This is a genomic window from Pseudomonas sp. TSRC2-2 (assembly GCF_049897785.1).
In the GTDB taxonomy this organism is placed as follows: domain Bacteria; phylum Pseudomonadota; class Gammaproteobacteria; order Pseudomonadales; family Pseudomonadaceae; genus Aquipseudomonas.
In genome coordinates this window covers 248237-262749 of the sequence record NZ_JAFCWZ010000011.1, presented here as the reverse complement: position 1 = coordinate 262749, position 14513 = coordinate 248237, and the positions used below count along the sequence as shown (strand labels likewise).

Here is a 14513-nt window from a genome sequence, read left to right as displayed (position 1 = left end):
TATCAATTTGTACATGATTAGACAGGTACGATTTGACAAGAAACAAAGGGTGGTCGACGAGCTCGTCCGACGCATCGAAAGCGGCCTCATGGAGGACGGTTTTCTATTGCCCGGCGAACATCAGTTGGCTCAAGAATTCCAGGTCAGCCGTGGCACCTTGCGTGAGGCGCTCGCCGAACTGAAGCGGCGCAAATACATCGCCACGCAGAGCGGAGTTGGCTCCATCGTCACCTTCGACGGTGTCGCCCTCGATCAGCGCAGCGGCTGGGCGCAGGCGTTGGCCGACAGCGGGGCGCTGATCAATACCGAAGTGTTGCGCCTTGAAGCCGTGACTCGTCCGGATCTGCTGGTGCGTTTCGGCACCGACCAATTCATCACTCTCGACCGTCGCCGGCGCGCTACCGACGGCACGCTGGTGTCGCTGGAACGCTCCTTGATGCCGGCCACCGGTGGCCTGGAAAGCCTGCCGCGCGTCGGTTTGATTGACAACTCCCTGACCATCACCCTGGCCGCCTATGGCTACATCGGCGAGCGCGGCGATCAATGGATCGGTGCCGAGCCTTTGAATGCCGAAGATGCCGAACTGCTCGGTCGCCCGGTTGGCACGGTGTTTCTCAAAGCCCTGCGCACCACCTACGACCGGCAGAACCGTTTCATGGAACAGGTCGAAAGCCTGCTCGACCCGGTGCATTTTCGTCTGCACCTGCAATTTGGAGAATCGAAATGACCTCGCTCAACCGTGCCCTCGGCGCTTTTTATGGTCTGGCCCTGGGTGATGCGCTGGGCATGCCGACACAATCGCTCGATCGCCAAACGATCAAGGCGCGTTTCGGCCAGATCACCGATCTGCAGGACGCCGGGCCGCTGCAACCGATCGCCGCAAACATGCCCAAAGGCTCGATCACTGATGACACCGAACAGGCGATTCTGGTCGGCGAGTTGTTGGTCGAAGGCCAGGGCCGCATCGAGCCGGCCGTCCTCGCCCAGCGTTTGATTGAATGGGAAGCCGAGATGCAGGCCAAAGGCTCGCAGGACTTGCTCGGCCCCTCGACCAAACGCGCCATTGAAATGATCCTCGCCGGGCATTCTCCGGAAGAAGCCGGGCGCTACGGCACCACCAACGGCGCGGCAATGCGCATTACCCCGGTGGGGATCGCCGCGAATGTGACCGACCCCGTGCGTTTTATCGCGGCAGTGGTGCAGGCGTGTCAGGTGACCCACAACACCACGCTGGGGATCTCCAGCGCGGCGGCGGTGGCGGCGGTGGTCTCCGCTGGGATCAACGGCGTCGATCTGGGCGAAGCGCTGAACCTCGGCCAACAGATTGCCCAGCAAGCTGAAGCCCATGGGCACTGGGTGGCGGGCGGGCGCATGGCCTCGCGGATCAGTTGGGCGCGCAGTATCAGCGTCGACAGCGACCAGGCACTGCTCGCCGATCTGCTTTACGACGTGATCGGTACGTCGGTGGCGTCCCAGGAGTCGGTGGTGGTTTCATTCGCTCTGGCCCAGCAAGTGGCCATCGGTGAGATGACGGCATTCGAAGCGCTTTGCATGGCCGCCAGCCTCGGTGGCGACACGGATACCATCGCGGCGATTCTTGGTGCCATGCTCGGGGCCTGCCTGGGTCTTGAATGCTGGCCCGAGCAGATGATCGAGACGGTGAAAGCTGTCAATCATCTTGAGCTGGAACCCCTCGTAAAAGGACTCCTCACCCTACGCTGAGGAACCCAGTGCAGGAGCTGCCGAAGGCTGCGATCTTTTGATCTTCAGCAGTCTTCAGTCGGTGGAAAATCAACGTCAAAAGATCGCAGCCTGCGGCAGCTCCTAAAGGGGAGAGGTGCAGGTATTCAATTGCCCATAAACACAAGAATGGCAACAGGAGCATTTTTCATGAGTTCATCAACCGCCGGGCAGAGTGTCGGGCAATTGGAAACCCGCGGCATCGAGCCGGTGCCGGAAGCCGAGTGCAATGGTCATCCGTTGCAACTGTTCTGGGTCTGGTTCGCCGCCAATATTTCCATTCTCGGCCTGCCGCTGGGCGCCACTTTGGTGGCGTTTCGCGGGCTGGCGATCTGGCAGGCGATCATCGTCGCGATCCTCGGCGCCGCCGGTTCGTTTGCCGTGGTCGGGATCATTTCGATTGCCGGGCGACGTGGCCGCGCGCCGAGTCTGACGCTGTCGCGCGCGATCTTCGGCGTACGCGGCAATATCGGCCCGACGCTGGTTTCGCTGATGTCGCGTCTGGGTTGGGAAACCGTCAACACCACCACTGCGGCGTTCGTGCTGCTGTCGCTGTGTTCGATCCTGTTTGGTTCGCCGGTCGAGGCGAAAAGTGCGCCGGTACTGACGTTGATCTTTATCGCCATTTTCGTGCTGCTGACCTTGTCGGTATCCGGCCTCGGCCACGCGACCCTGCTGGTGATTCAGAAGTGGGCGACTTACGTGTTCGGTGCGCTGAATATTTTCGTGGGTGGTTTCCTCTGCGCGACGATCGACTGGAGCGCGGTGTTCAACGCCACGCCGGCACCGCTGAGCGCGATGATCATCGGCATCGGCACCATGGCTGCCGGCACCGGCATCGGCTGGGCCAACGCTGGCGCCGACATGTCGCGTTACCAGCACCGCAGCGTCAAAGCCGTACGACTGGTCGCTTCCGCAGCGTTCGGCGCGGGCATTCCGCTGGTGCTGCTGATTACCCTCGGCGGCTTGCTCTCGGTGGGCAACAACGATCTCGCGTCCGCAACTGACCCGATCGTAGCGATCCGCGACATGTTGCCAACCTGGATGGCCGTGCCGTACCTGATCACCGCGTTCGGCGGTCTGCTGCTGTCGAACAATCTGTCGGTGTACTCCGCCGGTTTGACCACTCTGACGCTGGGCCTCAAGGTCAAACGCGTCTATGCGGTGGTGGTCGACATCGTCGCGATCTTCGCCGGCTCGATCTACTTCATGTTGATCGCCGACAGTTTCTACGGACCGTTCATTACCTTCATTTCCCTGCTGGCGGTGCCGATCACCGCATGGGTCGGGATCTTTGTGGTCGACCTGATTCACCGTCACTACTACAGCCCCAAAGACCTGCTCGATGTCAGCCCGAGTAGCGCTTACTGGTATCGCGGCGGCGTAGAATGGCGCGCATTCGGCGCCTGGGCGATCGCCATCGTCCTCGGTTTCAGCTTCACCACCATCGGCACCACGGTGCAAAACGTCTGGTTCAAGGGCTTTCTGTCCGACTCCTGGCTAGGCCACAACGGCCTCGGCTGGATCGTGACCTTTGTCGTCGCCGGTGGCATTTACCTGGTACTGGGCGGCGCGAAAGATCGCCGCGCCGCGCAACCCGAGAATGCTCATGCCTAAGATGTTGCACACCGGCCAGGTCATCATCGACCTGGTCATGGCCGTGGATAAATTGCCGCAGATTGGCGGCGACGTGCTGGCGCAGTCGGCGGGGTTCGAAGCCGGCGGCGGCTTCAACGTGATGGCGGCAGCGGTACGTAACGGGCTGCCGGTGGTCTATCTCGGTCGCCATGGCAGCGGGCGCTTCGGCGATCTGGCGCGCCAAGCGATGCAGGCAGAAGGTATCTGTATTGGCGTCCGCGAGCCGGCCGAGCGCGACACCGGTTTGTGCGTGGCGCTGACCGATTCGTCGGCCGAGCGCAGTTTCATTTCCTACATCGGCGCTGAGGGCGAGGTGACGGAGGAGGATCTGAGCAGCGTGGCTGCCGAGCCCGGCGATTATGTGTATCTCAGCGGTTACAGCCTGCTGCACGAGGGCAAGGCGCTGGCATTGCTCGACTGGACAATGGCGCTGCCGGCGGCGGTCAACGTGGTGTTCGATCCGGGGCCGTTGGTGGAATCCCCCGATGCGCCAATGATGCAGACGTTGCTGCCGCGCATTGATGTCTGGACCAGCAACAGTGTCGAGGCGCTGCGATTCACCGGGGCCGATGAGATTGGCGTCGCAATGGATCGCCTCGCGGAACTCCTGCCGGACCATGTGCTGATGGTGGTGCGCGACGGGCCGCAAGGTTGCTGGATTCAGCAGCGTGGCGAACGCCGACAGGTGCCGGGGTTTGCTGTGAAAGCGGTGGACAGCAATGGCGCCGGTGATGCCCACGCTGGCGTGTTCATCGCCGGATTGGCGCACGGATTGGATGCACTGAAAGCGGCGCGGCGGGCGAATGCGGCAGCGGCACTGGCGGTGACTCGGTGGGGGCCGGCGACATCGCCGGGGGCGGGTGAGTTGGATGCTTTCATCCGCGAGTCCTGCGGTGACTGACCCCAAGCCTTCGCGAGCAGGCTCGCTCCCACACAGGATCTAAGTCGTATACAAATCTTCTGTAGGAGCTGCCGAAGGCTGCGATCTTTTGATCTTGAAAAGCACAAGATCGCAGCCTTCGGCAGCTCCTACAGTGGGCGTCGTTCTAGCCAGCCTTGCGCAACGCCTCGATCAACTCCTGCTTGCGCATCGATGAGCGCCCCGGAATGTTCTTCGCCCGGGCCTCTTTCATCAGGCTGTCGACAGTCTGGGTATCCTTCGAAGTTTCGCTTTTGCGCGAATGGCCCTTGCGGCTGGCCACCGCGCGGCGCGATGACTCTTTGCGATCTTCCGACTTGGCACCGGCGGGCTTCTTGCGACCCGAACCGCCGGACTTCTCACCGCCACCGGACTGCTTGTTGACCGTCGCCCAAGCGCGAGCCTCAGCCTCATCTTTGGACACGCCCTTTTGCTCGTAGCTGTCTTCGATGTGCTCGGCTTTGCGCTTCTGTTCGCTGGTGTATTTGTCTTTGCTTCCACGAGGCATGGGATTTCTCCTCAATTTGCGGATCCGGCCGCTCGCCGCTTCGACGGCGAGCGGCGTGGCACTACTGCAGATCCAGTTTGCGCGCCGCTTCGACGCCGGCAGAACTGAGCTTGATCGGCAGGTTCAGCGAGTGTTCGCCCGCTTCGCTGCAGGTCACATGACCATGGTGAATCAGCCCGCGATCCTGCAGGGCGGCGAGGGCGCTGGCCACGACTTTCTCGCCCCGGTAATTGTCCAGCACCTCCTTGCCCAGGCCGTTGGGATGGGCGTGCAGCAGGCGGGTGAGAACTTCTTTTTCCAGGTCTTTGTCGACGTTCATGGTTACCTCTTCATGGGCGTGAATAGGGCGCTCGCGTCGGCGAACTACTGACCGGCACCTTCGGAACCGGAGCCACCGGTGGTGGTTTTCGAGCCAACACCGGGGCCGGCATTGTCAGGCGCCACGGTAGGGGAATCAGGCGTATTCATGCCGCCCTGACGGCCCGGATCACTGCCTTGAGTGCGCGGGTCGGTGCCGGTGGCCGGTGGCTGATTGATCAGCGGCACGCCGGAGCCATCGGTGTTCATGCCGGGGGCACTGTTGATGGCGGGGGCGCGTGGCGGGGTCGGATCGGTAGGGCCAGTGCCCGCTGCCGTGGACGAGGCGGCGAACACCGCAGGGCAGAGCAGGGCGCTGAAGACTAAAGCGGTCAACCTTGACGGGATCATAGGGCTTCTCCAGTGATTGGAATCCTTACACTTGGTTGGTCAGCCCTGGTGACGGATTGGTGCCTGAGGATCGACGAACGGTCTAAACCGGCGTGGTGGTCGTGACCTGAAATCTGCGCCAGAGCAACCTGCCGACAGTGACCAGCCAGTTCGCCAGCGCCACGCCCAATACCGTCAGCAGCAATGCCGGCAGGCCCTGCTCAACGATGATTTTGCCGGCCAGCAACGGGAAGCCGAACACACCGATAAAGTACGCGAGACTGAACAGCAGCAGCGCCTGGGAGGTCGTGCCATCCGGTGCCTGATTGGCGGCAAGGCCGTTAATCACCGAGTAAGTCAGCCCGTAACCGACGCCGAGCATGACCGCTGCCAGCAGATAGGAGAGGCTACTGTCGACACCGAAAGTGAGCAGCGCAATCGAGGCCAGCATCAAGCCTGACAACAGGCAAGACGCGCGCAGCGGATCGCGTTTGACCACGTAACCTGCGATCAACATTCGACTGCAAATCGCCGCGCCCGTGAATCCCGCAAAGAACAGCGAATAATCCAGCGACCGCGCGGCGGCATAGCTGGTCTGGAAACTGGACAGACCGCCGAACACACAGCCGCCCAGTCCGACCATGATGATCGGCAAAACCGCGCGCGAACTCAGTACTTGTGTGGTCGCACGCCAAGTGATTTTTGCCGCTGTCATGACCTGCGTGCCTTTCAGCTTCGTTGCGAGGTGCCAGAACAGCAGCGCACCGATCAGGCTCGCCAGCGCCGCCAGATGAAACGCTGCCGTCACCGGTAGATCGAGTGCGCGGGCGGCGCGCCCAAGCAGTGGCCCGCTTCCAATGCCGCTCATCATGCTGCCGGACAACAAAGCAAAATACTTCGCGCGCTGAGCGGGAATGACCAGACTGGCAACGATGATCGGCCCCAAGGTGTAGAACACTCCCCAACCCAAGCCCAGCAGCAAACCAAAAAACAGCAGCCAGTGACCGACCCCCGGCGTCGTTGCAAAACCCAGGCTCGCCGCCACCAGCAGCAACCCGAACAAAGCAATCGAACGCGCCGCGCCCAGCAGATCCGACAGGTGACCGCAGGCCAGTACGGCGACAAAGGTACTGAGCATGGCTGCAGAAATCACATGGCCGGCGTCGTGTTCATTGCCGCCACGCGCGGCGATCAACAGCGACAACAAAAACGTCGAACCATACGACAGCGACAACAGATAACTGGCGAGACAGAGCAGGCCGAACAGTTTGTTCGAGACCGCAGGCGTTGCTTGCGACATGACGCGCTTCCTTGTGCGGGGAAATCAGCGCCATCTGTTTACCACGGAGGGCGTGCGCGTCAGGTGTGAGGTTGCTGAAGTCAGGATCGCTTTTGGCCGGAGTAATCGGTTTCGACGATGCCGATCTCTTCCTTGAACTGCTCCATGAAACCCTTCAGGCGTTGATGACGAATCTTGGCAAGCCGCTGGCCGCTCACGGTCTGAAAACCGTCAGCCAGATGCAGCAGTTTGGTCTGGAAATGATCGAGGCAAAAACGCGTGTCGTCGTACTCACGCTCAAGCGCTTCGGGATCCTGCGAGTCGTACAGCGCCGAGCCCATGCGTCCGGCCACGTAGAAGGTTCGGGCGACGCCGAGCATGCCCAGCGAGTCGAGGCGATCGGCGTCCTGGACGATTTTCGCCTCGAGGGTCAGCGCAGTGATGTTGGCGGAAAAACTGTGGGCTTCGATGGCGTGGGCGACGTTAGTGATTTTCTCGCTGGGCCAATTCACTCCCTTCAGCACGCAAGCCGCTTTTTCCGCTGCCAGACGCGAAGCCTGCGAGCGTTGCGGGGAGTTTTTCTCGACCGCTACGCAATCGTGCAGCAGCACGGCGGCCAGCAAAACTTCGAGATCGCCGCCTTCGGCTGCCTGCAGAGTACGTGCGTTGTGCCAAACGCGCTGCAGGTGGGCAAGGTCGTGGGCGCCGTCGTCTGAGGGTTCAAGTGCGTGGGGCAGCAACTGCGCCGCAAGGGTCGTCATCGGCACGAATGCATTAAGGCTCATCAGATTCCTTTCAGGTTGGCTTGGTACCTGTGGGGGCGGTGTTGGTAATGACTGTACATTAATCCCGTTTTGCCATGTGACGAGCGCCGCTGCGCGTCTTAGTATGGCGCTTTAATTTGCACACAAGGCCCGTCCATGACGATCGAAATCCGCCCGGCGACCCCCAGCGATGCGCCACAAATCCTCACCTTTATCACCGAACTCGCCGATTTCGAAAAGGCCCGCCACGAAGTCATCGCCAGCGTCGCCGACATCGAACGCAGCCTGTTCGGCGAAGGTGCCACCGCCCACGGCCTGATCTGCCTGCGCGACGGCTTGCCGATCGGCTTCGCGGTGTTCTTCTTCAGTTATTCGACTTGGCTGGGCAGCAACTGCCTGTACCTCGAAGACCTCTACATCACCCCCGAACAACGCGGCGGCGGTGCCGGCAAAACGCTGCTGCGCCACCTGGCAAAAATCGCCTGCGCCAACGACTGCGGCCGCTTCGAATGGAGCGTGCTGGAATGGAACACCCCGGCCATCGAATTCTACAAATCCCTCGGTGCCCAGCCGCAGGAAGAGTGGGTGCGGTATCGCATGGATGGCAAGGTGTTGCGCGAATTTGCGCAAGGCTGAGTCACTGCCGCTCGGACGTCTGTCTGTCGATCCGCAAGCTGAAATAGCCTTGCGCCCGTTTTGTCAGGCAGTCGCCTGCCGTTGTCTTTTCAGCTGTATTTCAAAGGATTGAATCTTGAGTTTTCGACACTTCAAGCAAGTGATGCTGTGCGGTTTTTTATTGTGTTCGTCATGCATGCACCTCAACGTTCCGCCCGCAAGACTGGAATTTGTTTCCATCGACCGCGTGAACTCTTCTTATTACGACTTGCGATTTACATCCGATAGAAATCTTGTCGACCTGTATAAGGCGCATGGACGCGAAGGTCAGATTGGCACCTGGATTCATTGCTCGCTGAATGGTGACCCAGACTTTTCCATCGAACACACCATTGTCCTGGAAGCCTCGGGAATCGTCAGCAGCATGCGTTTGATCGAGGGCGATCGCCGCTATGAGATGCTCGCGGCCATCAGTGTCGAAAATCATGCCCTTGATGACGGCCGCAACTACATCAGGCCCAGTGAGTTGGTACAAATTCTCAAGCCACAGCAGTACGTCCCGTGCAAGGTGGTCATCACCGCGTTCCCGTTCGTGGCGTACTACTCGAAAGTCATGTACGTGCCTGCATCCCGATTCATCCATGCCGTCGAAAATCCTTGGCTGGCCCCTGCGCGTATATCCCTTGAGTTGTCACAGCAACCAAGGTCGCTGCTGCCTTTTGCGTCCGTTTGCATTGTGCGTTGGCGTTATGACCCGGCAGGCGGATATGACCATATCGACAGATTGGGATCCTGTAGTGATGTGCCCTACGCCGGCATGCTGGCATCGTTTGCGCCGTATACGACGAAGCTGAAAATTGTCTCTGGTTCCGAGCAGGCCCCGGAACCGTTCGCGGCTTACACCATACTTCGTGGTGACGGACGCCAAGAGCCTGGAATCGCCGACGAAAAAGGCCGTACCCATGAGGTGGGTGCCAGTGAGCACGAAGTGGTGAAGGTCTTGATCAACGCTCAGATGAACGTTGTCGAGCGCTGGACGAAATGGACGAATTCCGTCCCATAATATGGGACTCATATTTATATATTGAGATTTCTTGTCCCCCGGGTTTATAGTCCGTCGCACTCACTGCCAAAAACAAAACAGGTGAAGCGATGCAGGCGCAATTGATCGCGCTCGATTGGGGGACAACCTCATTACGTGCTTACAAACTCGCGGCCGACGGTGTGGTGCTGGAGCAGCGTGCGCTGTCGTCCGGAATCATGCAGTTGCCCAAGACCCCGCGAATCATCCACGGTCGTGAATGCGCCGATGGTTTTGAACTGGCCTTCGACGAGGCCTGTGGTGACTGGCTCGACGCGCAGCCAGGTCTGCCGGTGATCGCTTGCGGCATGGTCGGCAGTGCGCAGGGCTGGCGCGAAGCGGCTTACTGCGAGACGCCAGCCGACGTCGCCCATCTCGGAAATTCCCTACAAATCGTTGTCAGCTTGCGCGGCACGCCGGTGCATATTGTCCCGGGCGTGGTTCAGCGCTCACGTCTGCCCAATGTCATGCGTGGCGAAGAAACCCAAGTCCTCGGTGTGTTGCAAAGTCTGCCGGACGCGGCGGGTAATGACCTGTTGATCGGCCTGCCGGGCAGCCACTCGAAATGGGTGGAAGTGGTCGATGGTCGCATCACCCATTTCGACACGTTCATGACCGGCGAAGTTTTCGCTGTGCTCAGCGAGCACAGCATCCTTGGTCGTACCCAACAACCGAGCGCGACCTTCGATGCGCAAGCGTTCGATCGTGGCGTGCAAATCGCGCTGTCGGTGGATGCTGAACTCGGCGTGCTGTCGACCCTGTTCAGCGCCCGCACCCTCGGCCTCACTGGCGAACTGAGCCCGAGCGCTCAGGCGGATTATCTCTCGGGTCTGATGATCGGCCATGAGCTGGCCGCACTCGCCAATGTGCAACGTCGCCGGCGCCACCAACCGAATCTTCCAGCGATCGTGCTCATCGGCAATGCGCAGCTGTGCACGCGTTATCGCCGAGCCCTGGACGCTTGCGGCTTCGCCCAGGTGACGCTGGCCGAGCAAGCTACCGAGCGTGGCCTGTGGCAACTGGCGCGCGCCGCCGGACTGATCGATTCCTCATCCCGTTAACCCTGACTGGAGGCCTGACATGCTCAAGCAAGCACTGGCACAAAACGGTCTGATCGCGATTCTGCGTGGCCTGCAACCGCAGGAAGCCGCGGCTGTCGGAGAAGTCCTGTATTGCGCCGGATTTCGCGTCATCGAAGTACCGCTCAATTCCCCATCGCCGTACGAAAGTATCCGCATCCTGCGTGATGCGCTGCCCGCCGATTGCCTGATCGGTGCCGGCACGGTACTCAGCCCCGAGCAGGTCGAGCAGGTCAAAGCGGCTGGCGGACAAGTGATCGTCATGCCGCACAGCGACGCCAAGGTCCTGCGCGCGGCGAAAGCGGCGGGGCTGTACCTGTCGCCGGGCGTCGCTACGCCGACCGAGGCCTTTGCGGCACTGGCCGAAGGTGCGGACATTCTCAAGCTGTTCCCGGCCGAGCAAATGAGCCCGGCGGTCGTCAAAGCCTGGCTCGCGGTGTTGCCAACCGGCACGGTGCTGGCGCCGGTGGGGGGGATTACGCCGGACAACATGCAGGCCTTTATAGACGCTGGGGTAAAAGGTTTCGGCCTCGGCTCGGGCCTGTTCAAACCGGGCATGACGCCTGAGCAGATGGCGGTCAACGCCAAGGCCTACGTGGCTGCCTGGAAAGCCCTGCGTTAAGACTTTTTGGCGCTGTGTGCGCTGCATCTAATAAAAGCTGCATTTACAAAAGAGAGCAGAGATGAAAATCACCAAACTCACGACCTTCATCGTCCCGCCGCGCTGGTGCTTCCTCAAAGTCGAAACCGACGAAGGCGTGACCGGATGGGGCGAACCCGTGGTCGAAGGGCGCGCGCACACGGTCGCCGCTGCCGTTGAAGAATTGTCCGACTACCTGATCGGTAAAGACCCACGCAATATCGAAGACATCTGGACCGTGCTCTACCGCGGCGGCTTCTACCGTGGCGGCGCGATCCACATGAGCGCGCTGGCCGGTATCGATCAGGCATTGTGGGATATCAAGGGCAAGGCGCTCGGTGTCTCGGTCAGCGATTTGCTCGGCGGCCAGGTGCGCGACAAGATTCGTGTGTATTCGTGGATTGGCGGCGACCGTCCGGCCGACACTGCGCGTGCGGCAAAAGAGGCGGTGAGCCGTGGTTTCACGGCGGTGAAAATGAACGGCACCGAAGAGCTGCAGTTCCTCGACACCTTCGAGAAAGTCGATCTCGCCTTGGCCAACGTCGCCGCCGTGCGTGACGCAGTCGGGCCGAACGTCGGCATCGGCGTCGACTTCCATGGCCGCGTGCACAAGCCCATGGCCAAGGTGCTGATGAAGGAACTTGACCCTTACAAACTGATGTTCATCGAAGAACCCGTGCTCAGCGAAAACTACGAAGCGCTGAAAGAACTTGCGCCTCTAACCAGCACGCCGATTGCCCTCGGTGAGCGGCTGTTCTCGCGCTGGGACTTTAAGCGGGTGTTGAGCGAAGGCTACGTCGACATCATCCAGCCGGACGCCTCACACGCCGGCGGCATCACCGAAACCCGCAAGATCGCCAACATGGCCGAAGCCTACGACGTCGCGCTGGCGCTGCATTGCCCGCTGGGGCCGATTGCGCTGGCGGCGTGTTTGCAACTCGACGCGGCTTGCTACAACGCGTTTATCCAGGAACAGAGCCTGGGCATCCATTACAACGAGAGCAACGATTTGCTCGACTATGTGAAGGATCCGCGCGTGTTCGACTACGACCAGGGCTTCGTCAAGATTCCGAATGGCCCGGGACTCGGCATCGAGATCAACGAGGAATACGTGATCGAACGCGCGGCAGTCGGCCACCGCTGGCGTAATCCGATCTGGCGCCATGCCGATGGCAGTTTTGCCGAGTGGTGAGTCTGTGACTCGCTAGCATCAGATCGTTCCCACGCTCTGCGTGGGAATGCCTCAATGGACGCTCTGCGTCCGCTGCTGGGACGCGGAGCGTCCCGGGCTGCATTCCCACGCGGAGCGTGGGAACGATCAGTTCTCCGAGGGAGAGGAGATCTGCGTCATGACCTCAAACAAACATAAAAAGAGGCATCTCTCATGCAAACGCACACCCTCTCCGGGCAGGCGTCTTTAGTCACGCCTAGCCGCAAGCGATTTTTCATCATGGTGTTGCTGTTCATCACCGTGGTCATCAACTACCTCGACCGCAGCAACCTGTCGATTGCCGCGCCGGCGCTGACCAGCGAGCTGGGCATCGATCCGGTTCACGTCGGTCTTATTTTCTCTGCCTTCGGCTGGACGTACGCCGCGATGCAGATCCCCGGCGGCTGGCTGGTCGATCGCGTGCCGCCACGCATCCTCTACAGCGTGGCGCTGTTGCTGTGGTCGGTGGCCACGGTGATGCTCGGTTTCGTCAGCAGCTTCATCGCGCTGTTTGTGCTGCGCATGGCCGTTGGTGCGCTGGAAGCCCCGGCGTATCCGATCAACAGCCGCGTGGTCACCACCTGGTTTCCCGAGCGCGAACGCGCCACGGCGATCGGTTTCTACACCTCCGGGCAGTTTGTCGGTCTGGCCTTCCTGACCCCGGTGCTGGCGTGGCTGCAACACGAATTCGGCTGGCACATGGTCTTCGTCGCCACCGGTGCGGTGGGCATTCTCTGGGCAGTGATCTGGTACGCGGTGTATCGCGAGCCGCGTGAATTCAAAGGCACCAACCAAGCGGAAATCGATCTGATCCGCGAGGGTGGCGGCCTGGTCGATATCCAGGCGGAAACGGCGAAGGTCAAGGCCAAATTCAGTTGGACCGATCTGGGCATTGTCCTGAGCAAGCGCAAATTGTGGGGTATCTACCTCGGCCAGTTCTGCCTGAACTCGACGCTGTGGTTCTTCCTCACCTGGTTTCCGACCTACCTGGTGAAATATCGCGGCATGGACTTCATCAAGTCCGGCCTGCTCGCGTCGCTGCCATTTCTCGCAGCCTTTGTCGGTGTGTTGTGCTCGGGATTCTTCTCCGACTTCCTGATCCGTCGCGGCTACACCGTGGGCTTTGCGCGCAAGTTGCCGATTATTGGCGGGCTGTTGATTTCGACCTCGATCATCGGTGCCAACTTTGTTGAGTCGACGCCGTTGGTGATTGCCTTTCTCGCATTGGCATTTTTCGGCAACGGCCTGGCGTCGATCACCTGGTCGCTGGTATCGACGCTGGCACCGGCGCGTTTGCTCGGTCTGACCGGTGGGGTGTTCAATTTCATCGGCAATTTGTCGGCGATCGCCACACCGATCGTTATCGGCTTTCTTGCCACCGGTGATTCGTTCGCCCCAGCGATCACCTACATCGCCGTGCTCGCGCTGGTCGGTGCCTTGTCCTACGTGCTGCTGGTGGGCAAGGTCGAGCGTATCGAGTTGTAGTGCTCTGCGTCGGGCGACCATAATGCCGCCCGTTCCTTCGCTCAACGGTAAAAGGCTGGATATGCAGGAAGACGCCCCGGAAAAAACCAAGGACGCCGCGCCCACCGGCACCCAGACGCTGCTGCGCGGCCTCGGTGTGGTGCAAGCGGTGGCCAGTGGCGCGCGTGATCTCAAAGAGATTGCCCGACTGATCGGCACCACGCGCAGCACCACCCATCGTCTGGCCAGTTGCCTGGTCGACGAGCGCTACCTGCGCGTGGTGCCGCAAATCGGTTATCTGCTCGGGCCGAAGCTGATCGAACTGGGCTTTCAGGCCCGCGAAGAATTGCCGCTGGTGACCCTGGCCGGGCCGTATCTGGATGAGTTGTCGGCGCTGACTGGCGACACGGTGCACCTGGGCATTCGCGAAGGCGACGAGGTGTTGTATCTGCTAAAGAATCCTGGCCGCAACGGCCCGGAAATGCGCTCGCGGGTCGGCCATCGCATGCCGCTGGTGCGCACCGGGATCGGCAAGGCCTTGATGCTCGATGATTCGCTGCAGGATTGGCGGCGGCTGTACGACATAAGTCTGCCGGCAGGTGGGAAAAGTCAGTTCTGGCCGCAGCATCCCCAGCAGTCGTGGGAACAGCTTGAGCAGCGCATGGGCGAATACGTCGCCGGTGGCTACGCGTTCGACCTGGAAGACAACGAACCGTCGATCCGCTGCGTGGCGGCGCCGATTCGTGATGCGAGCAAGGGCATCGTCGCGGCTATCAGTATCGCCAGCACCGTGCCCTATATGCCGCTGGAAAAAATGGCCGAGCTGATTCCCCTGATCAAAGGGGTCACAGCCCGGCTGTCGGCGGAGCTAGGCTTGAAGGTATAAGCC

General features: G+C 60.8%; 16 protein-coding genes. 11 read left to right on the top strand and 5 right to left on the bottom strand.

Annotated features, from left to right (window positions below; translation table 11 throughout):
• Window positions 1-13 precede the first annotated feature (13 nt).
• The 4 genes from ACP7D9_RS22390 (at window position 14) to ACP7D9_RS22375 (ending at window position 4279) form a co-directional block, all read left to right on the top strand.
• Window positions 14-727: a GntR family transcriptional regulator gene (locus ACP7D9_RS22390; protein WP_101156264.1), complete on the top strand. Its 714-nt coding sequence runs from the start codon at window positions 14-16 to the stop codon at window positions 725-727.
• Window positions 724-1722 carry an ADP-ribosylglycohydrolase family protein gene (locus ACP7D9_RS22385; RefSeq protein ID WP_426159634.1) on the top strand — a complete coding sequence of 333 codons (999 nt, stop codon included), beginning with the start codon at window positions 724-726 and terminating at the stop codon, window positions 1720-1722. The genes ACP7D9_RS22390 and ACP7D9_RS22385 overlap by 4 nt, the downstream gene beginning before the upstream one ends.
• A 168-nt stretch (window positions 1723-1890) precedes the next feature.
• Window positions 1891-3357: a purine-cytosine permease family protein gene (locus tag ACP7D9_RS22380; RefSeq protein ID WP_426159633.1), complete on the top strand. Its 1467-nt coding sequence runs from the start codon at window positions 1891-1893 to the stop codon at window positions 3355-3357.
• Entirely contained in the window at window positions 3350-4279 is a 930-nt protein-coding gene (locus ACP7D9_RS22375) for a PfkB family carbohydrate kinase (RefSeq protein WP_426159632.1), read from the top strand. Before ACP7D9_RS22380 ends, ACP7D9_RS22375 begins: the two co-directional genes overlap by 8 nt.
• A gap of 145 nt (window positions 4280-4424) precedes the next feature.
• Here the strand turns inward: ACP7D9_RS22375 and ACP7D9_RS22370 are convergent, their stop codons facing one another.
• From ACP7D9_RS22370 to ACP7D9_RS22350, 5 genes are all read right to left on the bottom strand, one after another.
• Complete coding sequence (locus tag ACP7D9_RS22370) at window positions 4425-4805, bottom strand: Rho termination factor N-terminal domain-containing protein (protein ID WP_101156275.1); 381 nt, start codon at window positions 4803-4805, stop codon at window positions 4425-4427.
• Between the two features lie 61 nt (window positions 4806-4866).
• On the bottom strand, window positions 4867-5124 hold the full coding sequence (locus tag ACP7D9_RS22365) for a hypothetical protein (RefSeq protein WP_282387986.1): 258 nt from the start codon (window positions 5122-5124) through the stop codon (window positions 4867-4869).
• A 44-nt stretch (window positions 5125-5168) separates the two neighbouring features.
• The gene (locus tag ACP7D9_RS22360) at window positions 5169-5513 is read right to left on the bottom strand and encodes a hypothetical protein (protein ID WP_101156280.1); all 345 of its coding nucleotides are present in this window, start codon (window positions 5511-5513) and stop codon (window positions 5169-5171) included.
• An 82-nt stretch (window positions 5514-5595) separates the two neighbouring features.
• The gene (locus ACP7D9_RS22355) at window positions 5596-6792 is read right to left on the bottom strand and encodes an MFS transporter (protein WP_426159631.1); all 1197 of its coding nucleotides are present in this window, start codon (window positions 6790-6792) and stop codon (window positions 5596-5598) included.
• Window positions 6793-6872: 80 nt separating this feature from the next.
• A complete protein-coding gene (locus ACP7D9_RS22350) occupies window positions 6873-7556 on the bottom strand; it encodes an HD domain-containing protein (protein WP_426159630.1) in 684 nt (227 codons plus the stop codon).
• Window positions 7557-7691: 135 nt separating this feature from the next.
• On the opposite strand from ACP7D9_RS22350, the gene ACP7D9_RS22345 reads away from it, so the two are divergent.
• From ACP7D9_RS22345 to ACP7D9_RS22315, 7 genes are all read left to right on the top strand, one after another.
• Window positions 7692-8171 (top strand): GNAT family N-acetyltransferase, encoded by a 480-nt coding sequence (locus tag ACP7D9_RS22345; protein ID WP_101156289.1) that lies wholly within the window; start codon window positions 7692-7694, stop codon window positions 8169-8171.
• Between the two features lie 115 nt (window positions 8172-8286).
• Window positions 8287-9213: a hypothetical protein gene (locus tag ACP7D9_RS22340; protein WP_426159629.1), complete on the top strand. Its 927-nt coding sequence runs from the start codon at window positions 8287-8289 to the stop codon at window positions 9211-9213.
• Window positions 9214-9302: 89 nt separating this feature from the next.
• Window positions 9303-10292: a 2-dehydro-3-deoxygalactonokinase gene (locus ACP7D9_RS22335; protein WP_426159628.1), complete on the top strand. Its 990-nt coding sequence runs from the start codon at window positions 9303-9305 to the stop codon at window positions 10290-10292.
• A gap of 19 nt (window positions 10293-10311) precedes the next feature.
• The gene (locus tag ACP7D9_RS22330; protein WP_426159627.1) at window positions 10312-10932 is read left to right on the top strand and encodes a 2-dehydro-3-deoxy-6-phosphogalactonate aldolase; all 621 of its coding nucleotides are present in this window, start codon (window positions 10312-10314) and stop codon (window positions 10930-10932) included.
• Window positions 10933-10993: 61 nt separating this feature from the next.
• Entirely contained in the window at window positions 10994-12142 is a 1149-nt protein-coding gene (gene dgoD / locus ACP7D9_RS22325) for a galactonate dehydratase (RefSeq protein WP_016770960.1), read from the top strand.
• A 192-nt stretch (window positions 12143-12334) separates the two neighbouring features.
• The gene (locus ACP7D9_RS22320) at window positions 12335-13645 is read left to right on the top strand and encodes an MFS transporter (RefSeq protein WP_426159626.1); all 1311 of its coding nucleotides are present in this window, start codon (window positions 12335-12337) and stop codon (window positions 13643-13645) included.
• Between the two features lie 61 nt (window positions 13646-13706).
• On the top strand, window positions 13707-14510 hold the full coding sequence (locus ACP7D9_RS22315; RefSeq protein ID WP_426159656.1) for an IclR family transcriptional regulator: 804 nt from the start codon (window positions 13707-13709) through the stop codon (window positions 14508-14510).
• Window positions 14511-14513: the final 3 nt, after the last annotated feature.

Coding starts and splice junctions, on each gene's coding strand:
- ACP7D9_RS22320 (WP_426159626.1), top strand. CDS start 12,335: ATGCAAACGCACACCCTCTCCGGGCAGGCGTCTTTAGTCACGCCTAGC.
- ACP7D9_RS22365 (WP_282387986.1), bottom strand. CDS start 5,124: ATGAACGTCGACAAAGACCTGGAAAAAGAAGTTCTCACCCGCCTGCTG.
- ACP7D9_RS22335 (WP_426159628.1), top strand. CDS start 9,303: ATGCAGGCGCAATTGATCGCGCTCGATTGGGGGACAACCTCATTACGT.
- ACP7D9_RS22330 (WP_426159627.1), top strand. CDS start 10,312: ATGCTCAAGCAAGCACTGGCACAAAACGGTCTGATCGCGATTCTGCGT.
- ACP7D9_RS22390 (WP_101156264.1), top strand. CDS start 14: ATGATTAGACAGGTACGATTTGACAAGAAACAAAGGGTGGTCGACGAG.
- ACP7D9_RS22370 (WP_101156275.1), bottom strand. CDS start 4,805: ATGCCTCGTGGAAGCAAAGACAAATACACCAGCGAACAGAAGCGCAAA.
- ACP7D9_RS22350 (WP_426159630.1), bottom strand. CDS start 7,556: ATGAGCCTTAATGCATTCGTGCCGATGACGACCCTTGCGGCGCAGTTG.
- ACP7D9_RS22385 (WP_426159634.1), top strand. CDS start 724: ATGACCTCGCTCAACCGTGCCCTCGGCGCTTTTTATGGTCTGGCCCTG.
- ACP7D9_RS22375 (WP_426159632.1), top strand. CDS start 3,350: ATGCCTAAGATGTTGCACACCGGCCAGGTCATCATCGACCTGGTCATG.
- ACP7D9_RS22360 (WP_101156280.1), bottom strand. CDS start 5,513: ATGATCCCGTCAAGGTTGACCGCTTTAGTCTTCAGCGCCCTGCTCTGC.
- ACP7D9_RS22345 (WP_101156289.1), top strand. CDS start 7,692: ATGACGATCGAAATCCGCCCGGCGACCCCCAGCGATGCGCCACAAATC.
- ACP7D9_RS22355 (WP_426159631.1), bottom strand. CDS start 6,792: ATGTCGCAAGCAACGCCTGCGGTCTCGAACAAACTGTTCGGCCTGCTC.
- ACP7D9_RS22315 (WP_426159656.1), top strand. CDS start 13,707: ATGCAGGAAGACGCCCCGGAAAAAACCAAGGACGCCGCGCCCACCGGC.
- ACP7D9_RS22380 (WP_426159633.1), top strand. CDS start 1,891: ATGAGTTCATCAACCGCCGGGCAGAGTGTCGGGCAATTGGAAACCCGC.
- dgoD (WP_016770960.1), top strand. CDS start 10,994: ATGAAAATCACCAAACTCACGACCTTCATCGTCCCGCCGCGCTGGTGC.